General features: G+C 71.8%; 16 protein-coding genes. 7 read left to right on the top strand and 9 right to left on the bottom strand.

Annotated elements, in window-relative coordinates:
- Positions 1–47: 47 nt before the first annotated feature.
- The gene (locus tag ACFYZA_RS14545) at positions 48–890 is read right to left on the bottom strand and encodes a class I SAM-dependent methyltransferase (RefSeq protein WP_388490439.1); all 843 of its coding nucleotides are present in this window, start codon (positions 888–890) and stop codon (positions 48–50) included.
- Between the two features lie 88 nt (positions 891–978).
- A complete protein-coding gene (locus ACFYZA_RS14540) occupies positions 979–1,809 on the bottom strand; it encodes an SDR family oxidoreductase (protein ID WP_388490437.1) in 831 nt (276 codons plus the stop codon).
- 800 nt (positions 1,810–2,609) lie between these two features.
- Between ACFYZA_RS14540 and ACFYZA_RS14535 the strand changes: the two genes are divergently transcribed.
- The 4 genes from ACFYZA_RS14535 (at position 2,610) to ACFYZA_RS14520 (ending at position 5,913) form a co-directional block, all read left to right on the top strand.
- Positions 2,610–3,692, top strand: coding sequence for a hypothetical protein (locus ACFYZA_RS14535; RefSeq protein WP_388490434.1), 1,083 nt, complete (start codon positions 2,610–2,612; stop codon positions 3,690–3,692).
- 147 nt (positions 3,693–3,839) lie between these two features.
- A complete protein-coding gene (locus ACFYZA_RS14530) occupies positions 3,840–4,778 on the top strand; it encodes a DUF4232 domain-containing protein (protein WP_388490432.1) in 939 nt (312 codons plus the stop codon).
- Between the two features lie 52 nt (positions 4,779–4,830).
- Complete coding sequence (locus ACFYZA_RS14525; protein ID WP_388490429.1) at positions 4,831–5,544, top strand: nucleotidyltransferase domain-containing protein; 714 nt, start codon at positions 4,831–4,833, stop codon at positions 5,542–5,544.
- A 147-nt stretch (positions 5,545–5,691) separates the two neighbouring features.
- Positions 5,692–5,913 (top strand): hypothetical protein, encoded by a 222-nt coding sequence (locus ACFYZA_RS14520; protein WP_382595236.1) that lies wholly within the window; start codon positions 5,692–5,694, stop codon positions 5,911–5,913.
- Positions 5,914–5,946: 33 nt separating this feature from the next.
- On the opposite strand, the gene ACFYZA_RS14515 is transcribed toward ACFYZA_RS14520, so the two are convergent.
- Together ACFYZA_RS14515 and ACFYZA_RS14510 are read right to left on the bottom strand one after the other, a co-directional pair.
- On the bottom strand, positions 5,947–7,893 hold the full coding sequence (locus ACFYZA_RS14515) for a glycosyl hydrolase family 32 (RefSeq protein WP_388490426.1): 1,947 nt from the start codon (positions 7,891–7,893) through the stop codon (positions 5,947–5,949).
- Between the two features lie 96 nt (positions 7,894–7,989).
- Positions 7,990–9,534: a M23 family peptidase gene (locus ACFYZA_RS14510; RefSeq protein WP_388490424.1), complete on the bottom strand. Its 1,545-nt coding sequence runs from the start codon at positions 9,532–9,534 to the stop codon at positions 7,990–7,992.
- Positions 9,535–9,716: 182 nt separating this feature from the next.
- On the opposite strand from ACFYZA_RS14510, the gene ACFYZA_RS14505 reads away from it, so the two are divergent.
- Entirely contained in the window at positions 9,717–10,169 is a 453-nt protein-coding gene (locus ACFYZA_RS14505; RefSeq protein ID WP_388490422.1) for an RDD family protein, read from the top strand.
- A gap of 71 nt (positions 10,170–10,240) precedes the next feature.
- Here the strand turns inward: ACFYZA_RS14505 and ACFYZA_RS14500 are convergent, their stop codons facing one another.
- From ACFYZA_RS14500 to ACFYZA_RS14490, 3 genes are read right to left on the bottom strand one after another with little or no spacing between them, the layout of a single operon-like run.
- Positions 10,241–10,507 carry a DUF4235 domain-containing protein gene (locus tag ACFYZA_RS14500; protein ID WP_382595225.1) on the bottom strand — a complete coding sequence of 89 codons (267 nt, stop codon included), beginning with the start codon at positions 10,505–10,507 and terminating at the stop codon, positions 10,241–10,243.
- Complete coding sequence (locus ACFYZA_RS14495) at positions 10,504–10,881, bottom strand: DUF3618 domain-containing protein (protein ID WP_382595217.1); 378 nt, start codon at positions 10,879–10,881, stop codon at positions 10,504–10,506. Before ACFYZA_RS14495 ends, ACFYZA_RS14500 begins: the two co-directional genes overlap by 4 nt.
- Positions 10,878–11,297, bottom strand: coding sequence for a phage holin family protein (locus ACFYZA_RS14490; protein WP_382595214.1), 420 nt, complete (start codon positions 11,295–11,297; stop codon positions 10,878–10,880). The genes ACFYZA_RS14495 and ACFYZA_RS14490 overlap by 4 nt, the downstream gene beginning before the upstream one ends.
- 201 nt (positions 11,298–11,498) lie before the next feature.
- On the opposite strand from ACFYZA_RS14490, the gene ACFYZA_RS14485 reads away from it, so the two are divergent.
- Positions 11,499–11,957 carry an SRPBCC family protein gene (locus ACFYZA_RS14485; protein ID WP_382595211.1) on the top strand — a complete coding sequence of 153 codons (459 nt, stop codon included), beginning with the start codon at positions 11,499–11,501 and terminating at the stop codon, positions 11,955–11,957.
- Between the two features lie 104 nt (positions 11,958–12,061).
- On the opposite strand, the gene ACFYZA_RS14480 is transcribed toward ACFYZA_RS14485, so the two are convergent.
- Complete coding sequence (locus ACFYZA_RS14480; protein ID WP_388490417.1) at positions 12,062–12,919, bottom strand: ANTAR domain-containing protein; 858 nt, start codon at positions 12,917–12,919, stop codon at positions 12,062–12,064.
- Between the two features lie 110 nt (positions 12,920–13,029).
- A complete protein-coding gene (locus ACFYZA_RS14475) occupies positions 13,030–13,266 on the bottom strand; it encodes a DUF5133 domain-containing protein (RefSeq protein ID WP_382595204.1) in 237 nt (78 codons plus the stop codon).
- A 288-nt stretch (positions 13,267–13,554) separates the two neighbouring features.
- On the opposite strand from ACFYZA_RS14475, the gene ACFYZA_RS14470 reads away from it, so the two are divergent.
- The gene (locus ACFYZA_RS14470; RefSeq protein WP_388490415.1) at positions 13,555–15,723 is read left to right on the top strand and encodes a M4 family metallopeptidase; all 2,169 of its coding nucleotides are present in this window, start codon (positions 13,555–13,557) and stop codon (positions 15,721–15,723) included.
- The last annotated feature ends 197 nt before the right edge of the window (positions 15,724–15,920 follow it).

Below are 15,920 nucleotides of genomic sequence, written 5' to 3'. Positions count from 1 at the left end.
GTCCGCAGGCCCTCCGTGGCCGGAACGCCATGCTGTCGAAATGCGGGTCAGCGCTCCCGGGCAGGGCGCTGTGCGGTGACCGTGTAGTAGTCGAGGCTGCCCTCACGGAAGGCCCGCAGGAAGTTGCGCGGCCAGGTGCCGGGCTCCCACATGGCCGACAGCCAGCGGTCCCAGCCGGGCCATACCGACTCGCCGATGGAAGCGGCGTGCACGGAGGTGAGGCCGGCTCCTTCCAGGCTTCCCACCAGTTCCGGCACGGTGTGGGCGACGTCGAGGCCGGTGGCGAACGTATCGAGCAGCTCGGCCAGCCGGCCCGGCCGGGCGGGATCCCCGTCGGGCACGAAGAAGCTCGCGACGACCGCACGGCCGCCGGGCCGCAGTACCCGTGCCGCCTCCCGGGCGAACGCGCCGAGGTCGCGGAAGTGCTGAGCGGCTTCGATGCTGTAGAGGCAGTCGAACGCGCCGTCGTCGAACGGCATGGACTCGGCGGCCCCGCGCGCGAACCGCAGCCGGTCGGGGCTCCGGCCCAGGAGGCCGGAGTTGCGCCGCTCGGCCCGCGCGAGCTGCTCCGGGTGGATGTCCATGCCGGTGACATGCGCGAAGCCGTACTCCTCGACTGCCACCGCGGCGCCCGCACCCAGCCCGCAGCCCACTTCCAGGGCGCGCAGTCCCCCGGTGGGTGCCAGCGTGGCAAGCACCTGGCGGTACATGTCGTGCTGGCTCCTGACCCGGTCGGCCTCCTCCAGGGGCCGGTCCAGGTCGGTGTCCCGCCAGTAGCCGAAGTTGATGAAGCCCCCGCCGAACAGCGGCATCGACCCGAGATCGGACGGGCCGTACGCCTCCTGCACCGCGGGGAACATGGCGGGCCCCCGCGCGGAACCTTGCGCCATCTACGCCACCTCCGTGAGGGAAAGCCCGCCCGCCTCGACGCAGCGTGACATCCGGGCTCAACTCGCTTACGGACCAAGGCTATCGGCATCACCCTCGCGGGCCCCGCGCGATGATCCGGGCCGCGGCGAACTCCTCACGGGACGCCTGTTCGTCCGCTTCGAGATAGCCGTACGCGTCGTCGCCGATCGGTATGCGCAGCGGCGTGGGGCCCTCGGCGGTGACGATGTCGAGGACTCGCGCCGCGAAATCCCCGGGGCGTCCGGTGTCGGGGTTGTCCACCAGGCCACGGGTCCCTTCGAGCATCTCTCGGTTGGTGCCGTCGTACGCCGGGATCCGTCGGCGGGCCTCGGCCAGGGAGGTTCCGTATCGCGTGGCGAACATGCCCGGTTCCAGGACGGTGACGCGGATGTTGTGCGGGGCGGCCTCGATGGCCAGGGCCTGGCTCATGCCTTCGAGCGCGTGCTTGCCGGCGACGTAGGCGGCCAGACCCGGGAAGGCGATGCGGCCGACCACGGAGGAGATGTTGAGGATGTGGCCGTGCCCCTGGGCCCGCATCAGCGGCAGGACGCGCCGGGTGAGTCTCCAGGGGCCGACGAGCAGGGTCTCCAGCTGGTCGCGCAGCTCGGCGTCCGAGACCTCCTCGACCGCGCCGAAGAGTCCCACGGCGGCGTTGTTCACCAGGACGTCGATGCCGCCGAGACGGTCGACGGCGGTGCGTACGGCCTCGTCGCAGGACGTCGCGTCGCGCAGTTCGAGCGGCACCGGGACGATGCGGCCCGGCCAGGCGGCGGCCAGTTCCGCCAGGTCGGCGGTCTTCCGAGCCGTGACCGCCAAGTCGTCCCCGGCCTCGGCCGCGGCGGCGGCCAGGGCACGCCCCAGGCCCGAGGAGCAGCCCGTGATCAGCCAACGTCGTCCCATTGTTCCCCCGTGAAATGCGAGTTGCTCATGCTGACCGTGGTGCCCGCCCTGGTGTGAGGTGCGTGGCGAGCGGGAGGCCCGTCGCGTCGGCGGCGTGGCACGGGAACGCGTGGCCCGGAAGGGCGAGGCGTGGAGGGGCGGGGCATCGGCAGGGCGCCCTGCCCTGCCGAGCCGCGCCGTGTGATGTCACGTCATGTCACGTCGTCGACGAACGCTTCGCGCGTCGTCGCGCTGGTCCTGTGCTCGCTGCTCGTGCCGTCGCGTGATCGCACGCGTCCGGCGGCGGTGGGCGTACCTGTGCGGGCTCTCGGCCGCCGGGTTCGCGGCCGATCGGGTGGTGGCGGCAATTCATCGTCGCGGCGAAGGCGGCTCGCCGTCATCCCTCCTGCGGGGGCACGCGCGGGCGCGTGGACGCACATCCGGCGCGCGCCCGGGGCGACAACGCCTGGGGCCATTCGCGTACATGCCGGTGCGGTAGTCGTCGCCGACCCCTTCTCCACCCGTTCGGCCGAGCAGCGGCCACGGGTCTCGGGCGACGCCTGGGGCGGGTTGAACAGCACGCCGGTCTCGGGCCGGGCGCAGGGGAACCCCAGGTCCGCTCAGCGCCGGAGGAGGCCGCGGCGGGACCGGACGGTGTTCGCCGAAGCCGTCGGAGGCGGGCCGCGGCATGCCCGGCCCCGCTCGACAGGAATGGCGAGTGCGGCGTTTGTCCGCTGTCCTGAAACCGGATGTGTGCAGCAGACAGCACACAGTGACTGCCGCAGTGATCTTTATAGGAGCCTCGGCAAAGGAAGCGTTCCATGGCATCTGACCAAAGCCCCATACCGGACGAAAAAGATCCGACAAGTCCGGACGAAAAGGCCCGCCGCACCCTGCTCCGCGCAGTGGCCCTGTCCCGGCCTCTGGACGAGGTGGCCTCCCTGGCACATCTCCTCAACCAGACCGGCGAACAACCGCGCCCGGGCGACGAGGCCCTGCACCTGGCTGCCGTGTCTCGCCCCCTGGACGAAGTCCGTCAGCTGATCTCCCTCCTCAAGAAGCCCCCGCACACGGACGACGAGGCGGACACGGCTCTGCGCGCCGTCGCGGCGGAACGGCCCATCGAAGACGTGGCCGCTCTGATCGCCGACTGCCACCCGGACGCGAACGCCCCCCGGGAAGAGCCCCGACCGTCTCAGGAGACGGCTCTGGTCCCCTTCGGACCGGAGGCCCTGGCGCCCCCGGTCCCGGACACGGTCCCGGCGATGCCGGCGGTGCCGGCGGGGCCGACCTCGGCGCCGATGCCGATGGCGGCCGCGGCCGTCATGCCGCAGCCGCCGTCCGCCGCCCCGGTCAATGGCGACCAGGGCAACGACGGGCCGGTCGAGAACGGCCGGTTCCCGGCCGAGAACCAGGCGGCCCCCATCGCACCGGTCGAAAGCGGGCCGGTCGAGAACGGGCCGGCGCCCGAAGCGGGCGCCGCGACGGCGGGAGCCGCGCGAGCACCGGCACTTCGGTCCGTGCTCCGCTGGCCGGCGGCGGCCGCCCTGCTCGTGATCGGCGTGCTCCACCTGCCGCACGACATCATGGCCGTCCACGCCGGAAACAGGACCGCCACCGCGTCCATGGTCATCGCGGCCATCTGCCTGACCCTGGCGTGCCTGCTCCCCCTGTACGACACGGTCTGGGCCTGGGCGCTCGGCGCCGGCGCCGCCGTCGCCACCGCGGCGGTCCATTCCGTGGGCGCGGGGTTCAAGTCGGTGCACCTGCTCAGGGACAGCCTGGGCAGCACGTTCACCGGCGCGACCACGCTCGCCGTGCTCTGCGCCGTGGCCGCCGCCGCACTGGCGGCGACGGTACTGCTGCGCAAGCCCGCACAGCAGCGGGCGGCGGACAAGGTCTGACCGAGCAACCGCTGTCTCAAGGGGCCCGGATCCACAGAGGCATCCGGGCCCCTTTCGGCATGCCCCGGGGCCACTTGTGACACTCCCGTGACCGGAATTATGGCCTCCACCACATCCGCGCGATGCCCGCCCTGATGAGGTGATCGCATGCGAAGACCAGCCTCACTCGTGCCGGTGCTCACCGCGGCCGCCCTGCTGCTCACGGCCTGCGGAACGGAACGCGCGGATTCCGGGCACAGCGGCACGGACGCGGCCGGGCCGTCGTCCCCCACGCCCATGAACGACCCGGGCAAGGACGGCGTACGGATCACGTCGCTGACCCTGCCGCCGGCCTCCCCCTCCCCCTCGCCCAAACGCAGCTTCGCCGTCTCGGCCGAGGGCCTTCCGACGCACGCGGACTCGGGGATCGTCGCCGCCTACGAGGTGACGAACACCGGCACCAAGGCCCTGACCTATTCGGTCGTCATCACCTTCATGAGCACTTCCGGCGGGGCCATGGCCAACCAGACCGCGACCGTACGCGACGTCGGTCCCGGCAAGACGGTGCGCGGCACGGTCCGGGCCGGGGAACTGGCGCCCGGTTCCCAGCGGGTGACGCGGGCCAAGGTCCTCGAAGTGAACAAGGTCCCCGCCGGCGAGGCCCCTGCTCCTGCGGGCACGTGCCCCGCCTCCGGCATCCGCGTCAGCGCCGACGACGGCGACGCGGCCATGGGACTGCGCGTCGTGGGTCTGCACCTCGACAACTGCGGCAAGCGCGACTACGCCATCGAGGGCTACCCCCAGTTGCAACTCCTGGACGACGACCTGAACCCCGTCACCGGCATCAAGATCCTCCACGGCAGCGGCGACATCACCACCGGAGCCGGACCCGACGAACAGCCCCGCCCGATCACGCTCAAGCCCGGCGAGTCGGCCCAGGCCGGCCTGGTCTGGCGCAACACCACGCAAGCCGGCACCGCGGCGAACATTCCGTACGTACGCGTCCACGCGAAGCCCGGCGCGGCCCCGGTGACCGTCACCCCCCACCTCGATCTCGGAACCACCGGTCAACTGGGCGTCAGGCCCTGGAAGAAGACCCAGCGCTAGACAGCACGGGGCGGCGTTCGGCGCGGGCGGCCCGGGCGGCACACTGGGGGTCATGGATCATGTGCAGACCGCCAGTGAACTGGTCAACAGTCGGTTTCCCGAGGCGCGGGCCGCCTTTCTGGCCGGCAGCGTGCTCACGCGGCGCCGCACCGCCACCTCGGACCTCGACATCGTGGTGCTGCTGGACGGGCCGCCCGCGCCGTTCCGGGAGAGTCTCGTCCACAACGACTGGCCGGTGGAGCTGTTCGTCCAGACCGAGGCCGACTGGCGGTCGTTCGCCGAGCGGGAGACGGCCGCCCGGCAGTCGCCCCTGCTGGCCATGTGCGCGGAAGGCCTGCTGCTGACCGACAGGGACGGCCTCGGCGCCACGCTCCAGGCGGAATCCCGGCGACGACTCGCGGCGGGCCCCCCGCCCCTGTCGGCCACCGAGTGCGAGGACCGGCGGTACGCGCTCACGGACACCCTCGACGACTTCCGTGGCTGCACCGACCCGCTGGAGCGCACCTACCTGGTGGCTGCGCTGCTCCGGGGCGCATCCGAACTCGCCCTGCTCACCGGCGGACACTGGCTGGGCGCCGCGAAATGGCTCTCCCGGCGCCTCGCCGCGGCCGACCCCGAGCTGCACCGCCGGCTGACCGGGGCAGCAGCCTCCGCCATCGCCGACCGCCCCGGCGGGTCAGCGGAGTTCGCGGAAGCCGTGCACGGCGTTCTCCAGCAGGCCGGCGGACCGATCTGGGCCGGTTACCGCCGGGGGAAGGTGAGTTGAGGCCGGCCGCCCGGGACCCGACCCGCCGGCCGCCAGTTCCCCGCGACGGTGGAGACGACGCCTCCGGTCCGACGCTCCCCGCCTCGGGACCCCCCGCGTGCTTCGTCCCGGCATGCGGTGGCCGGGTGGGCGAGCCAGGGTGGAGGCATGAGCGAACCGCCCATCATCGTGCACCGGCCACTCGGGCGCGGTGGCCGCCATGTCAGCGCGCTCGGCCAGGACATCGGTGTCGCCTATTCCGACCTGGACGTCATCGAGTTCCTGCGGCAGTCGGGGATCGACGAGACCGACGCGGAGGCGATGGTCGACGGGGACTCCCCCGAGATCGAATGGCAGGGCGCCCCGGCTCACCAGTACGGAGCGGCTTGACGGGTTGGGTTCGGCATCGGCGCGGACGGTCGTTCAGGCCAGGGGCGGGCCTCCGATCGGCGCCCAGGGTGACCAGTTGCCGCTCGGCGCCAGCTGGTAGCGGCCGTTCAGGGGGCCGGTGGGGGTCCCGGCGATGATCTCGGTACGGCCGTCGGCGTTGGTGCCGAACCCGGTGCCGGTGGCGCCCGGCCCGAAGCTCTCCCACGCCGACCAGCCGGAGCCGTTCTCCCAGCGGTGTGCCGTGCCCGCAGGGCCGGTGGCGAAGACCTCCATCCGGCCGTCGGCGTTCCGCCCGAGATGGACCCGCGCGCTCGCCGGCCCGCCGAAGGCGCCCCAAGCGGACCAGGCGCCCGAGGGCTCGGCCTGGACCCTGCGCCACAGGCCCGTCGATCCCCCGGCCACCAGGTCGAGCGCGCCGTCCGGGCGTCGGTTGAGCGCCAGGTGCGTGACGCCCGGCACGGTGCCGAACTGCTCGAACCCGGGGGTCCAGCCGCCGCTGGGCAGTGCCTGCACGCGCCGGTACACCGTGTCGCCTGCCGCTGCGACGACCTCGATCCGGCCGCTCGCGTCGCGGCCGGTGGCGATCACCGGGTCGGCCGGACCGCCGAAGGCCTCCCACCCGGCCCAGGTGCCGTTCGGCGTGGTCTGCCAGCGGTGGTAGACGCCCTGGGGTCCGGCGGCGAAGAGTTCAAGACGGCCGTCCGCGTTCTGTGCCACGGTCAGATCGTGCGCGGCGGTGCCGAAGTTCTCCCAGCCCTGCCACACGTTCGGCGCCGACTGCGCACGGCGGTCCACCCGGCCCTCGCCGGACGCGAAGAGTTCGAGCCGTCCGTCGAGGTCGCGTGCCACGGCCAGGTTCGCCGATTTCGGGCCTCCGAACGGATACCAGTCGGACCAGGGCCCGTCGCGTACGGTCTGGTACCGCCCCCACACCTGGTCCGGGCCGCCGGCGAACGCCTCCTGCCGGCCGTCGGCGCCGGACACGATCACCACCCGCTCCCCGGGGTCCGAGCTCGCCTCGACCGCGTACTGCCCGCTGCCGTTGGTGAAGTCGAGGCCGGCCAGCCACACCCCGCGCTGGCCCCAGCCGGCATGGCTGATCCACCACCGCCCCTCGGCGCTGATCACCTCGGCGGCGTGGCTGAACACATGGCCGCAGAGCTGGTCGGCGGAGAAGCGCAGGGGATCGGACCCGCAGAACACATCGGTGCCGGCGTACCCGCCGCGCGGCCCGAGGAACAGATGCCAGGTGCCCGCCGCGAACACCACGAACGGCGACTCGGTGTTGCCCGCGCCCTGTCCGCTGCTGGGGTCGGTGAAGGCGATCGACCGGTTGCTCCAGTGCACGAGGTCCGTGCTGGAGCGACAGGCCACCACATGATGTCCGCCGCCGGGGTCGGTGGTCGCGGTGTAGTACATGACCCACTGGTCCCCGACCCGGGCCACCATGGGGTCGCGCGCCTCGTACCCGTCATGGAACAGCGGGCCGCCCGGGTGGCGGGTCCAGGTGTACAGATCGGTCGAAGTGGCCATGCTGAGCGCGGAGTTGGCGGGGTCGGCCCCGCCTGCCGCGTAGAACATGTAGTACGTCGAACCGTCCTTGATCACATGAGGTGCCCACAGATGGGTCTCGCCCAGGGCGGGATCGGCGGTCAGGGCCGGCGGTCGCTTCGTCCAGGGGCCGTGCGGGCTCGGCGCGGTGGCGTGCGCGAAGGTGGTCTCGTCCTGGTCGTCGGCCGGCTCGGCGTGCGTGATGCCGAACAGGTGCCAGAGGCCCTGGGCGTCCTGTACGAAGGTGTGGTCGTTGAGGTACCAGGGCGTCGCTTCGCCCGCGCTCGGGTCGTAGACCCGCACGAACGGCGCGGCTCCCACCCGGCCGGGCCCCGCCGCCGCGAGCGCCGGACCGGTCACGGCGGGCAGGGCCGCCGCCACCAGCAGTACGAGGGTGAGCACGGCCCACCACACTCGGGAACTACGCACGACGCATCCGCTTCCGGTCGACAGGGCTGGACGTGGACCTTCCGCGACGCCGGTTCACTCGACGCCGACGAGCGCGGAAGTTCCTTGGGGGAAGGGCTAGTTGACCGCAGGACCCGAGTCGTTCAGATACCCCCACTCCGACCACGTGGAGAAGCCGGTCTGCCAGCGGTGATAGACGCCGGCGTGGCTGGTGCCGAACAGTTCGATGCGGCCGTCGGCATTGTTGGCCGCGCCGATCTCGGTGCCGCCGGTGCCGAAGTTCTCCCAGGCGGAATACGGCTCGTTCGGGCCGGTCTGCCAGGAGTGGCTCGCGGTGTCGGCGTTGATGGCGAACACCTCGACCCGGCCGTCGACCGACCGCGAGGTGGTGAGTTCGGCAGAGGGAATCCCGCCCGTGCCCGTCCACTCCGACCAGGCGGTCGGGCTGGTCTGCCAGCGGTGGAACACACCGGTGGCGTTGGAGGCGAAGACCTCCAGGCGTCCGTCGGTGTTGTGGTTGACGGCCAGGTCGTGGCCGCCGGTGCCGAAGTTCTCCCAGGAGGACCAGCCGGCGTTGACACCGGTCTGCCACAGATGCCCGAACGTGCTGTCCGAGAGCGCGAACACCTCAAGGCGCCCGTCGGGAGCGTTCTCCATCGCGAGCCGCGAGTTGGCCGGGCCGCCGGCCACGCCTTCCCAGGCCGCCCAACCGCCGCTGGGCGCCGACTGCCAACGGTGGAACACCCCGGTCGCGTTGGAGGCGAACACCTCGATACGGCCGTCGGCGTTGCTGCCGGCCGCCAGCCGGTAGCCACCCGTGCCGAAGTTCTCCCAGCCCGACCAGCTCGCGCTCGGGCCCGTCTGCCACATGTGGTCGAGCGTGCTGTCCGACAGCGCGAACAGTTCGAGCCGGCCGTCCGCGTTCGGCGCCAACGCCAGCTGCGCGTTGCGCGGGCCGCCCTCCAGGCGCCAGGTGGACCAGCCGCCGTTCACCGCCGTCTGCCACGCGTGCCACACCCCGTCGGCGCCGGCCGCGAAGCTCTCCAGACGGCCGTCCGAGGAACGGCCCGACACCACCCGGCCCGAGGCGTACGGGTGTGGCCGGGTCGCGGACTCGTCGATGATGTTGAGGTACCTCAGCGCCCTGTAGTCACCGTTGGGGTGGCCGTCGAGGCTGGCGTTGTTGATGTTGGCGTAGAAGTGGCCGGGCGGCGCGACGCCGCTGCTGCCCCCGCCGAAGCTGTAGTAGGAGAACCCGCCGTGGTCGTCCGTCCACTCGTGGAAGATCAGGACGTGGTCGTAGAACGAGTTGAGCACGTCCCCCGCGCGCAGCTCGTCGCGGCCGATCTCGCGGGAGAATCCGGGCAGCCCCTGGGTGCTGGGGTTGGCATCGAGGTGCCACGCCATGGAGACGTAACCCGAGCAGTCCGTACGGTAGTTGTAGTCACCGCCGGGCCCGGGATAGGACCCCTTCTGGTTGTACGAGGGCGCTTGGTCCACCCAGTTCTGGGCCCGCCAGATGACCTCGCTGCGAGTGATCCGGCCGCCCCGGTCGGACGAGTCGGCCGCTTTGGCGGCGGCGGGTGTGGTCACGCTCAGCGCGACCACACCCGCCATGAAGAGCAGAAGCAGTCTGCCGAGCCATGGTCTGAAAGGCGTCATCGAAACCCTCCCCGTTCGTCGGCGACCGACGGTAGGGAGGACCGATGAAATCCGGATGGAACAGGTGGGCGGCGCCGGTCGCCGTCACCCATGAAATGCTGGGGAGCGCTCCGCACGGAGCGCTGATCGCGTGGCCGACGCCGCTTCCTTCGCAACGGCCGCGCTCACCAACGCACTTGAGCATGGGGGAACGGATGAGCGGGGCGGCGGCCGTCGGTACGTCGGCGGGTACGGGGCGTCGATACGTCGCGGCGGTGATCGACGGGCTGCTCGCGCTCGGCTGCGGCCTCGCGATGGCGACCGGCTATGTACTCACCCGCGACAGCATGCCCGGCGGGCCCGGCCCGAACGCTCCGGGCCTGGGCATCAGCTTCGCGGCCGGCCTGTTCGGCTGGTCGTTCCTCAACCACGTGCCCCTCACCGTCGCCACCCGCGCGAGTGCGGGCAAGGCCCTGGCAGGCATCCGTGTCGTACGCGCCGCGGACGGCGGCCGCCCCCGGCCGCACCAGGCGCTGCTGCGCTGGCTGGGCGGCCTGGCGTGGGGGCTGGTCGTGCTTCCCGCCGCATACGTCCTCGGCGGCAGCGATGCCGACCCCCAGGACTTCGCCGGGCTGCGCCTGACCCGCCCCGAGTAGAGCGAATCCGCACGGGGAAGCCGCCTCGGTGCCGCGCGGTCAGGCGCACGCCGTCGTGCGAGGTGATGACTTCAGCCCGGCCACGTGCCTGTCACGCGCCGCGTCGCGGTGGCTCCCGCGCGGTCGACGGCGGCCCTGACACCCGCGAGGATCGCGCCCTGCAGGGCCGCAGCGAGCAGCACCGCCTGCCAGGTGCGGTCCTCGTCGGTGGCGCCGGGGGTTTCCTCCTCGTCGTCGATCAGGCGCCAGGCCCGCCGGAAGAGACGCTCGGCGAGAACGCCGCTGAGGATGCCGAGGGTGAGGCCCACCGGTTTGTAGGCGATCTTCACCGCGTTCATGAGCGCCTCCGATCGCGGCGGCGCAGCAGCAACCAGCCGGCGGCCGTCGCCCCCGCCACCGCGAACAGCACGGTCGAGTGCTGACGGGCGGAGCGGGCGCCCCGCCCGGCCAGGTCACGCACCGGTGCGGGCGCCGCGGGCAGCTTGTCCTGCACCACGTGTGCCGCGGTCCTGACCTCGTCGGTCAGCTCGGCCACCCGGGTGCCCACCTGCTCCTTGAGTTCACTCGCCCGGTCGTGCGCGCGTGCCTTGACGTCGGCCTTGGCGGCCAACGCCTCGACGGTGCGGCCGAGTTCGTGGCGCGCCTGCTCGACCTCGTGGCCGAGCTGCTCGGGGCCCGAACCGCTGGAACCGGGTTGGGGGGTCTGGGTCATCGCCGTGCACTCTCCTTGATCTCCGCCACGTCCGACTTGACGCTCTCGACGGTCTGCCGGGGCGCGGGCGGCCCGCCCCGGGTGACCTCCTTCTTGCCGCTCAGGGCGAGGGCTGCCGTGATCAGCCCCAGCGCGACGGTCACGATCAGCGCGGCGCTCCAGGCGGGCAGCGGGACGGCGAGGGCGCAGATGGCCGTGATGACCAGCGCCTGGAGCGTCAGGAACCCGGTCAGGCCGGCCCCTCCGAACAGGCCGCCGCCTTTGCCGTACCGCTTGCCCTTCTCCTTCAACTCGGCCTGTGCCAGGCGCATTTCGGCCCGCACCAGCTCGGTGAGCTGATGCGAGGCACGCTGGACCAGTTCCTGTACCGGCTCGGACGAGCCGTCCGCACTGTGCCGGGACGGTGGGGTGGTCATGGGGTATCGCCTCCTGATTCCTCGGCCCTGCGACGCGTACCCGGCTGCGGGCATGCCATCCGGGACAGTGCGCGACGAGCCGCGTCCGGGCCGGGACGACCACCGTGGCCGACGTGCACTCATGCGTAAGACGTGTACTCATGCGTCACTCGGGTACGCGGCTCGGCACCGCAGACGAACACGGCGAAAGGAGTCGCATTCATGTCGAAGGTCGCGAAGGTCGAGGAGTCCGTCGAAGTCGCCGTCCCGGTCGGCGTCGCGTACAACCAGTGGACGCAGTTCGAGGAGTTCCCGCTGTTCATGGCGGGCGTGGAGCGCATCGAGCAGCGGACCCCGAAGCTCACCCACTGGGTGACGAAGGTCGATGGTGTGTCACGGGAGTTCGACGCCAAGGTCGTCGAGCAGATCCCCGATGAGCGCGTGGCCTGGACCACGGTCGACGGCGAGGTCCATCAGGCGGGTGTGGTGACCTTCCACCGCCTGGACGACCGGAACACGAAGGTGATGCTGCAACTGGAGCACGAGCCTCACGGCCCGGTCGAGAACGCGGCCGAGAAGCTCGGTCTGGTCAAGCGCCAGATCACGCAGGACCTGAAGCGGTTCAAGACGTTCATCGAGAGCCGTGGCGTGGAGACCGGAGCCTGGCGCGGGCAGGTGTGAGCCGGCGGACGGCGGGGGTGGCGGACGCTCCCGCCTCCCCCGCCTCTCTCAACGCTTCGGGCCCCCGACGCCCACGAAACGAACTGCGCCCCACGAGCAGTGCCTCACGAGCCGCCCGCGCTCAGGCGCCCCAGGACGTGGAGGTGTTCCAGTGCCGCGCGCACCACGCCGCGTTCCTGTCGGCCGAGCCACCGGCCCACCTCGTGCCCGACGGCGTGGAGCGCCCTGGCCTGGGCCGGGTGCAGATCGGCCGTGGGCCGTGCGAGGTGGGCCGACACGACACCGACACAGGTGCCGTCCTCGTCCACGAGCGGAATGCTGTGACAGGCGCGGCTGCCGGCCAGCAGGATGGCCCGGCGGTCCGGGTCACTGAAGAGCGGGTCGGTGGCCACGTCGTGGACGGTGGTGAGTTCGGTGCCCGCGGCCGCTCGGGCGCAGGACGTGGTGCCGGCGCCGACCACGGCGAAGTGCTCGACGAACCGTGCGTCAAGACCGGTGTGCCGCACGATGCGCAGCTCGTCGGCGGCCGGGTCCGCGATCTGGACGTTGCCCATGTCCGCGCCGACGATGGCCAGCGTCTGGGAAAGCACGTCACGCAGCACCGTGCCGCGGTCGACGTCGTCGGTGACGGCGAGCCCGATGGATTCGAGCGACGGGGGCGTCTGGGGCAAGGGGCCGGGAAACCAGGGGCTGCCACGGCCCTCGGGTCTTGGGCTTCGGACGACCGCCTCGGCGAGCACGCGGAGTTTCACGTTGTGGTGCTGCGAGGCGATCCGCAGCAGGGCGAAGGCGGCCTCGGCGTCCGGCAGCCGATAGCGCTCCTGCAGGATTCCCTGGGCGTGCGAGATCAGCGGCCGGGTGCGGGCCTGCGCCCTCAGATGATGTGCTTCCTCGCGCAGCCGCGCGATTTCCTCTCGTAGGACGGCCACATCCCGGATGTCGGGAGCGGGGTTGTCCGTCATGCGGGGTCCTTCCGAATGATGGCCGGCGCGGGCCGGCTGCGCCCCAACTGCTCTGTCGAAGCCCGCGTCTTGCACACCACACGTGTCCTTCTGGCGGGAACGTACGGCCTTCAGGCGCTGACGGCGCTCACCACGGAGTCGTCGAAGGTGCGCGCTCCGGGCAGCCGGTGCCGGGCGGCGATCACGGCGGCGTCGATGTCCCGCGTCCCCGTGGACACGCACAGGGTGTACGTCACGTCGGCCAGACGACGGCGCGTCGCCTCTCTTCCCTCCTTCGCGTCGAGGGCGCTGAGCGCGGTGTATTCGTCGAGGAGCTCTCGCAGCACTGCGGGGTGGGCCATCAGCATGGGGGGACCTCCGGTCGGTACGGTCTGGACACGCTTTCTGCTGCCCCCGGTCACGATTCCTACACCCCCCGCCCGGCCTCGCCGAGCGGCGCGGGGGGATAGGGAAACCCCTCTCCCTCGCCCCAGTGCCTGGCTGCCGCGTGCGCCGTCGCGGACACTCGTGCGTCGGCGCGGTTCCTGCCACGAGCGGCGTCGACAGCACCCCCGTACCTGTCCGCTGCTTCCCCAACTGCCTTGCGCAGCAACGGCGGACACCCCCTGCCCGAGGTGAAAGGAACCCCCACTCCTATGGAGATACCAAGAGCCGCGAGACTCCTGACGGTCGCGCTGGCCTGTGTGTCCGCATCCGCCATCGCGCTGCCCGCCGCCACCGCGGCGCCGACGCCGCACCCCGCGCCGACCGCCGGCCCCGGCGCCTTCGCCGCGGCCCCGTACACGGCCGACCCAACTCCCGCCGTTCGCGGCCGTGTCGTGGACGCCGCCCAGAAGGCGCTCGGCGCGCACGCCGGTGCCGCCCACAAGGCCGACGGCGACTCCTTCTCGGTCCGCAACCTGGTGGTCGACCGGGACGGCTCCGCCGCCGTCCGCTTCGACCGCACGTACAAGGGGCTTCCCACGTACGGCGGCGATGTCATCGTGCACCTGAGGAAGGACGGCACCTACCAGTCGCTCGCGACCGGTTCGGAGACCTCGGGGGCGGTCTCCACCGAGCCCCAACTGGCCGCCGCCGACGCCGTGAAGGCGTCGAGGGGTGCCTTCGAGGGGCACATCGACTCGGTCTCCGCCTCGCACCTCGCGGTGCGGATGGCGGGCACCGACGCCACTCTGGTCTGGGAGACCGTCGTCAACGGCACCCGGCCGGACCTGACCCCCAGCCGCCTGCACGTCCTGGTGGACGCCCGCACCGGCAAGGTCGTGCGGACCAATGACGAGGTGAGCACGTTCGCGGCCGAGGGGGCCGCGAACGCCGGCACCTCGAAGGTCGGTGCGGCGGCACAGGCCGCCGCACCGACGGTCGCCGGCACCGGACAGACGATCTACAGCGGCAGGGTCTCCCTCGACGTCACCCAGAGCGGCAGCGGGTACTCGATGACGGACCCCTCGCACGGCAACGGGTACACCACCAACCTCAACCACGCCACCAGCGGCACCGGTTCGGTCTTCACCAGCTCGACCGGCACCTTCGGAAACGGCTCCACCAGTGACCCCGCGTCCGCCGGGGCGGATGCCCACTACGGTGCGGCGGAGACGTTCGACTACTACAAGAACGTCCAGGGCCGCAACGGCATCTTCGGCGACGGCCGGGGCGTGCCGTCGCGGACGCACTACGGCAACGCGTACGTGAACGCGTTCTGGGACGGCACCCAGATGACCTACGGCGACGGCCAGTCCAACGCGCGCCCGCTGGTCGAACTCGACGTCGCCGGGCACGAGATGAGCCACGGCGTGAGCGGGGCCCTGACCGGCTGGGACGAGACCGGCGAGACCGGCGGCATGAACGAGGGCACCAGCGACATCTTCGGCACGATGGTCGAGTTCTACGCCAACAACCCCGTCGACAAGCCCGACTACACCATGGGCGAGCTCATCAACATCAACGGCGACAACAAGCCGCTGCGTTACATGTACAACCCCTCCCTCGACGGCCAGTCCCCCAACTGCTGGAACAGCGGCAACGGCAGCCTGGACCCGCACTACTCGATGGGCCCGCTGAACCACTGGTTCTTCCTCGCGGCCGTCGGCAGCGGCGACCACGGCTACGGCAACAGCCCCACCTGCAACAGCTCCACGGTCACCGGCATCGGCAACGACAAGGCCGCCAAGATCTGGTACAAGGCGCTGGCCTCCTACGCCAACAGCAGTGAGAACTACCACCAGGCCCGCACCGACTCGCTGAAGGCCGCCGCCGACCTGTACGGCGCGCACTGCACCGAGTACAACACCATCGACGCCGCCTGGGCCGCGGTCAGCGTCACCGGGACCGACCCCGTACCCGGCAGCTGCAACAGCCAGCCGGGCGCCCCCTCGGTGACCAACCCCGGCAACCAGACCGGCACCGTCGGCACCGCCGCCTCCTTGCAGATCCAGGCGAGCGACCCCGGTGGCGAGACGCTCACCTACAGCGCGACCGGTCTGCCGGCCGGCCTGTCGGTCAACTCCTCCACCGGTCTCGTCTCCGGTACGCCGACCACGGCGGGCACCTACAGCGTGACGGTCACGGCGAAGAACACCGACAACGCCACCGGCACGGCCTCCTTCACGTGGACCATCAGCGGCGGCGGCAACCCGCCGCAGGGCTGCGGCAGCATCCCGGCCTGGAGCGCGTCCACCAGCTATGTGCCGGGCGACCAGGTCGCGTACAACGGACACAAGTGGTCCTCGCAGTGGTACTCGACCGGCGCCGAGCCGGGCGCACCCGGCTCCTGGGCCGTCTGGAAGGACGGGGGCGCCTGCTGAGCCACCCCGCCGAGCGATAGCAACTCCCTTGCCCGAACGGGCCGTTGGTCTTTAGACCGGCGGCCCGGTCGGCATGTCGGCGGGCAGCCGGCCCACCCCTCAACAGCGGTCGCCGGCTCCTTGATTGGTCTCGACCTTTGGTCTTGACCTTTCATCCGGGGCGGTCCTACATTCGGCGCGGCACCATCAATGCCTGG

This window comes from Streptomyces sp. NPDC001828 (assembly GCF_042892175.1).
GTDB lineage: Bacteria > Actinomycetota > Actinomycetes > Streptomycetales > Streptomycetaceae > Streptomyces.
The sequence above is the reverse complement of the archived record's forward strand: the minus strand, read 5'-3'. Positions and strand labels throughout refer to the sequence as shown.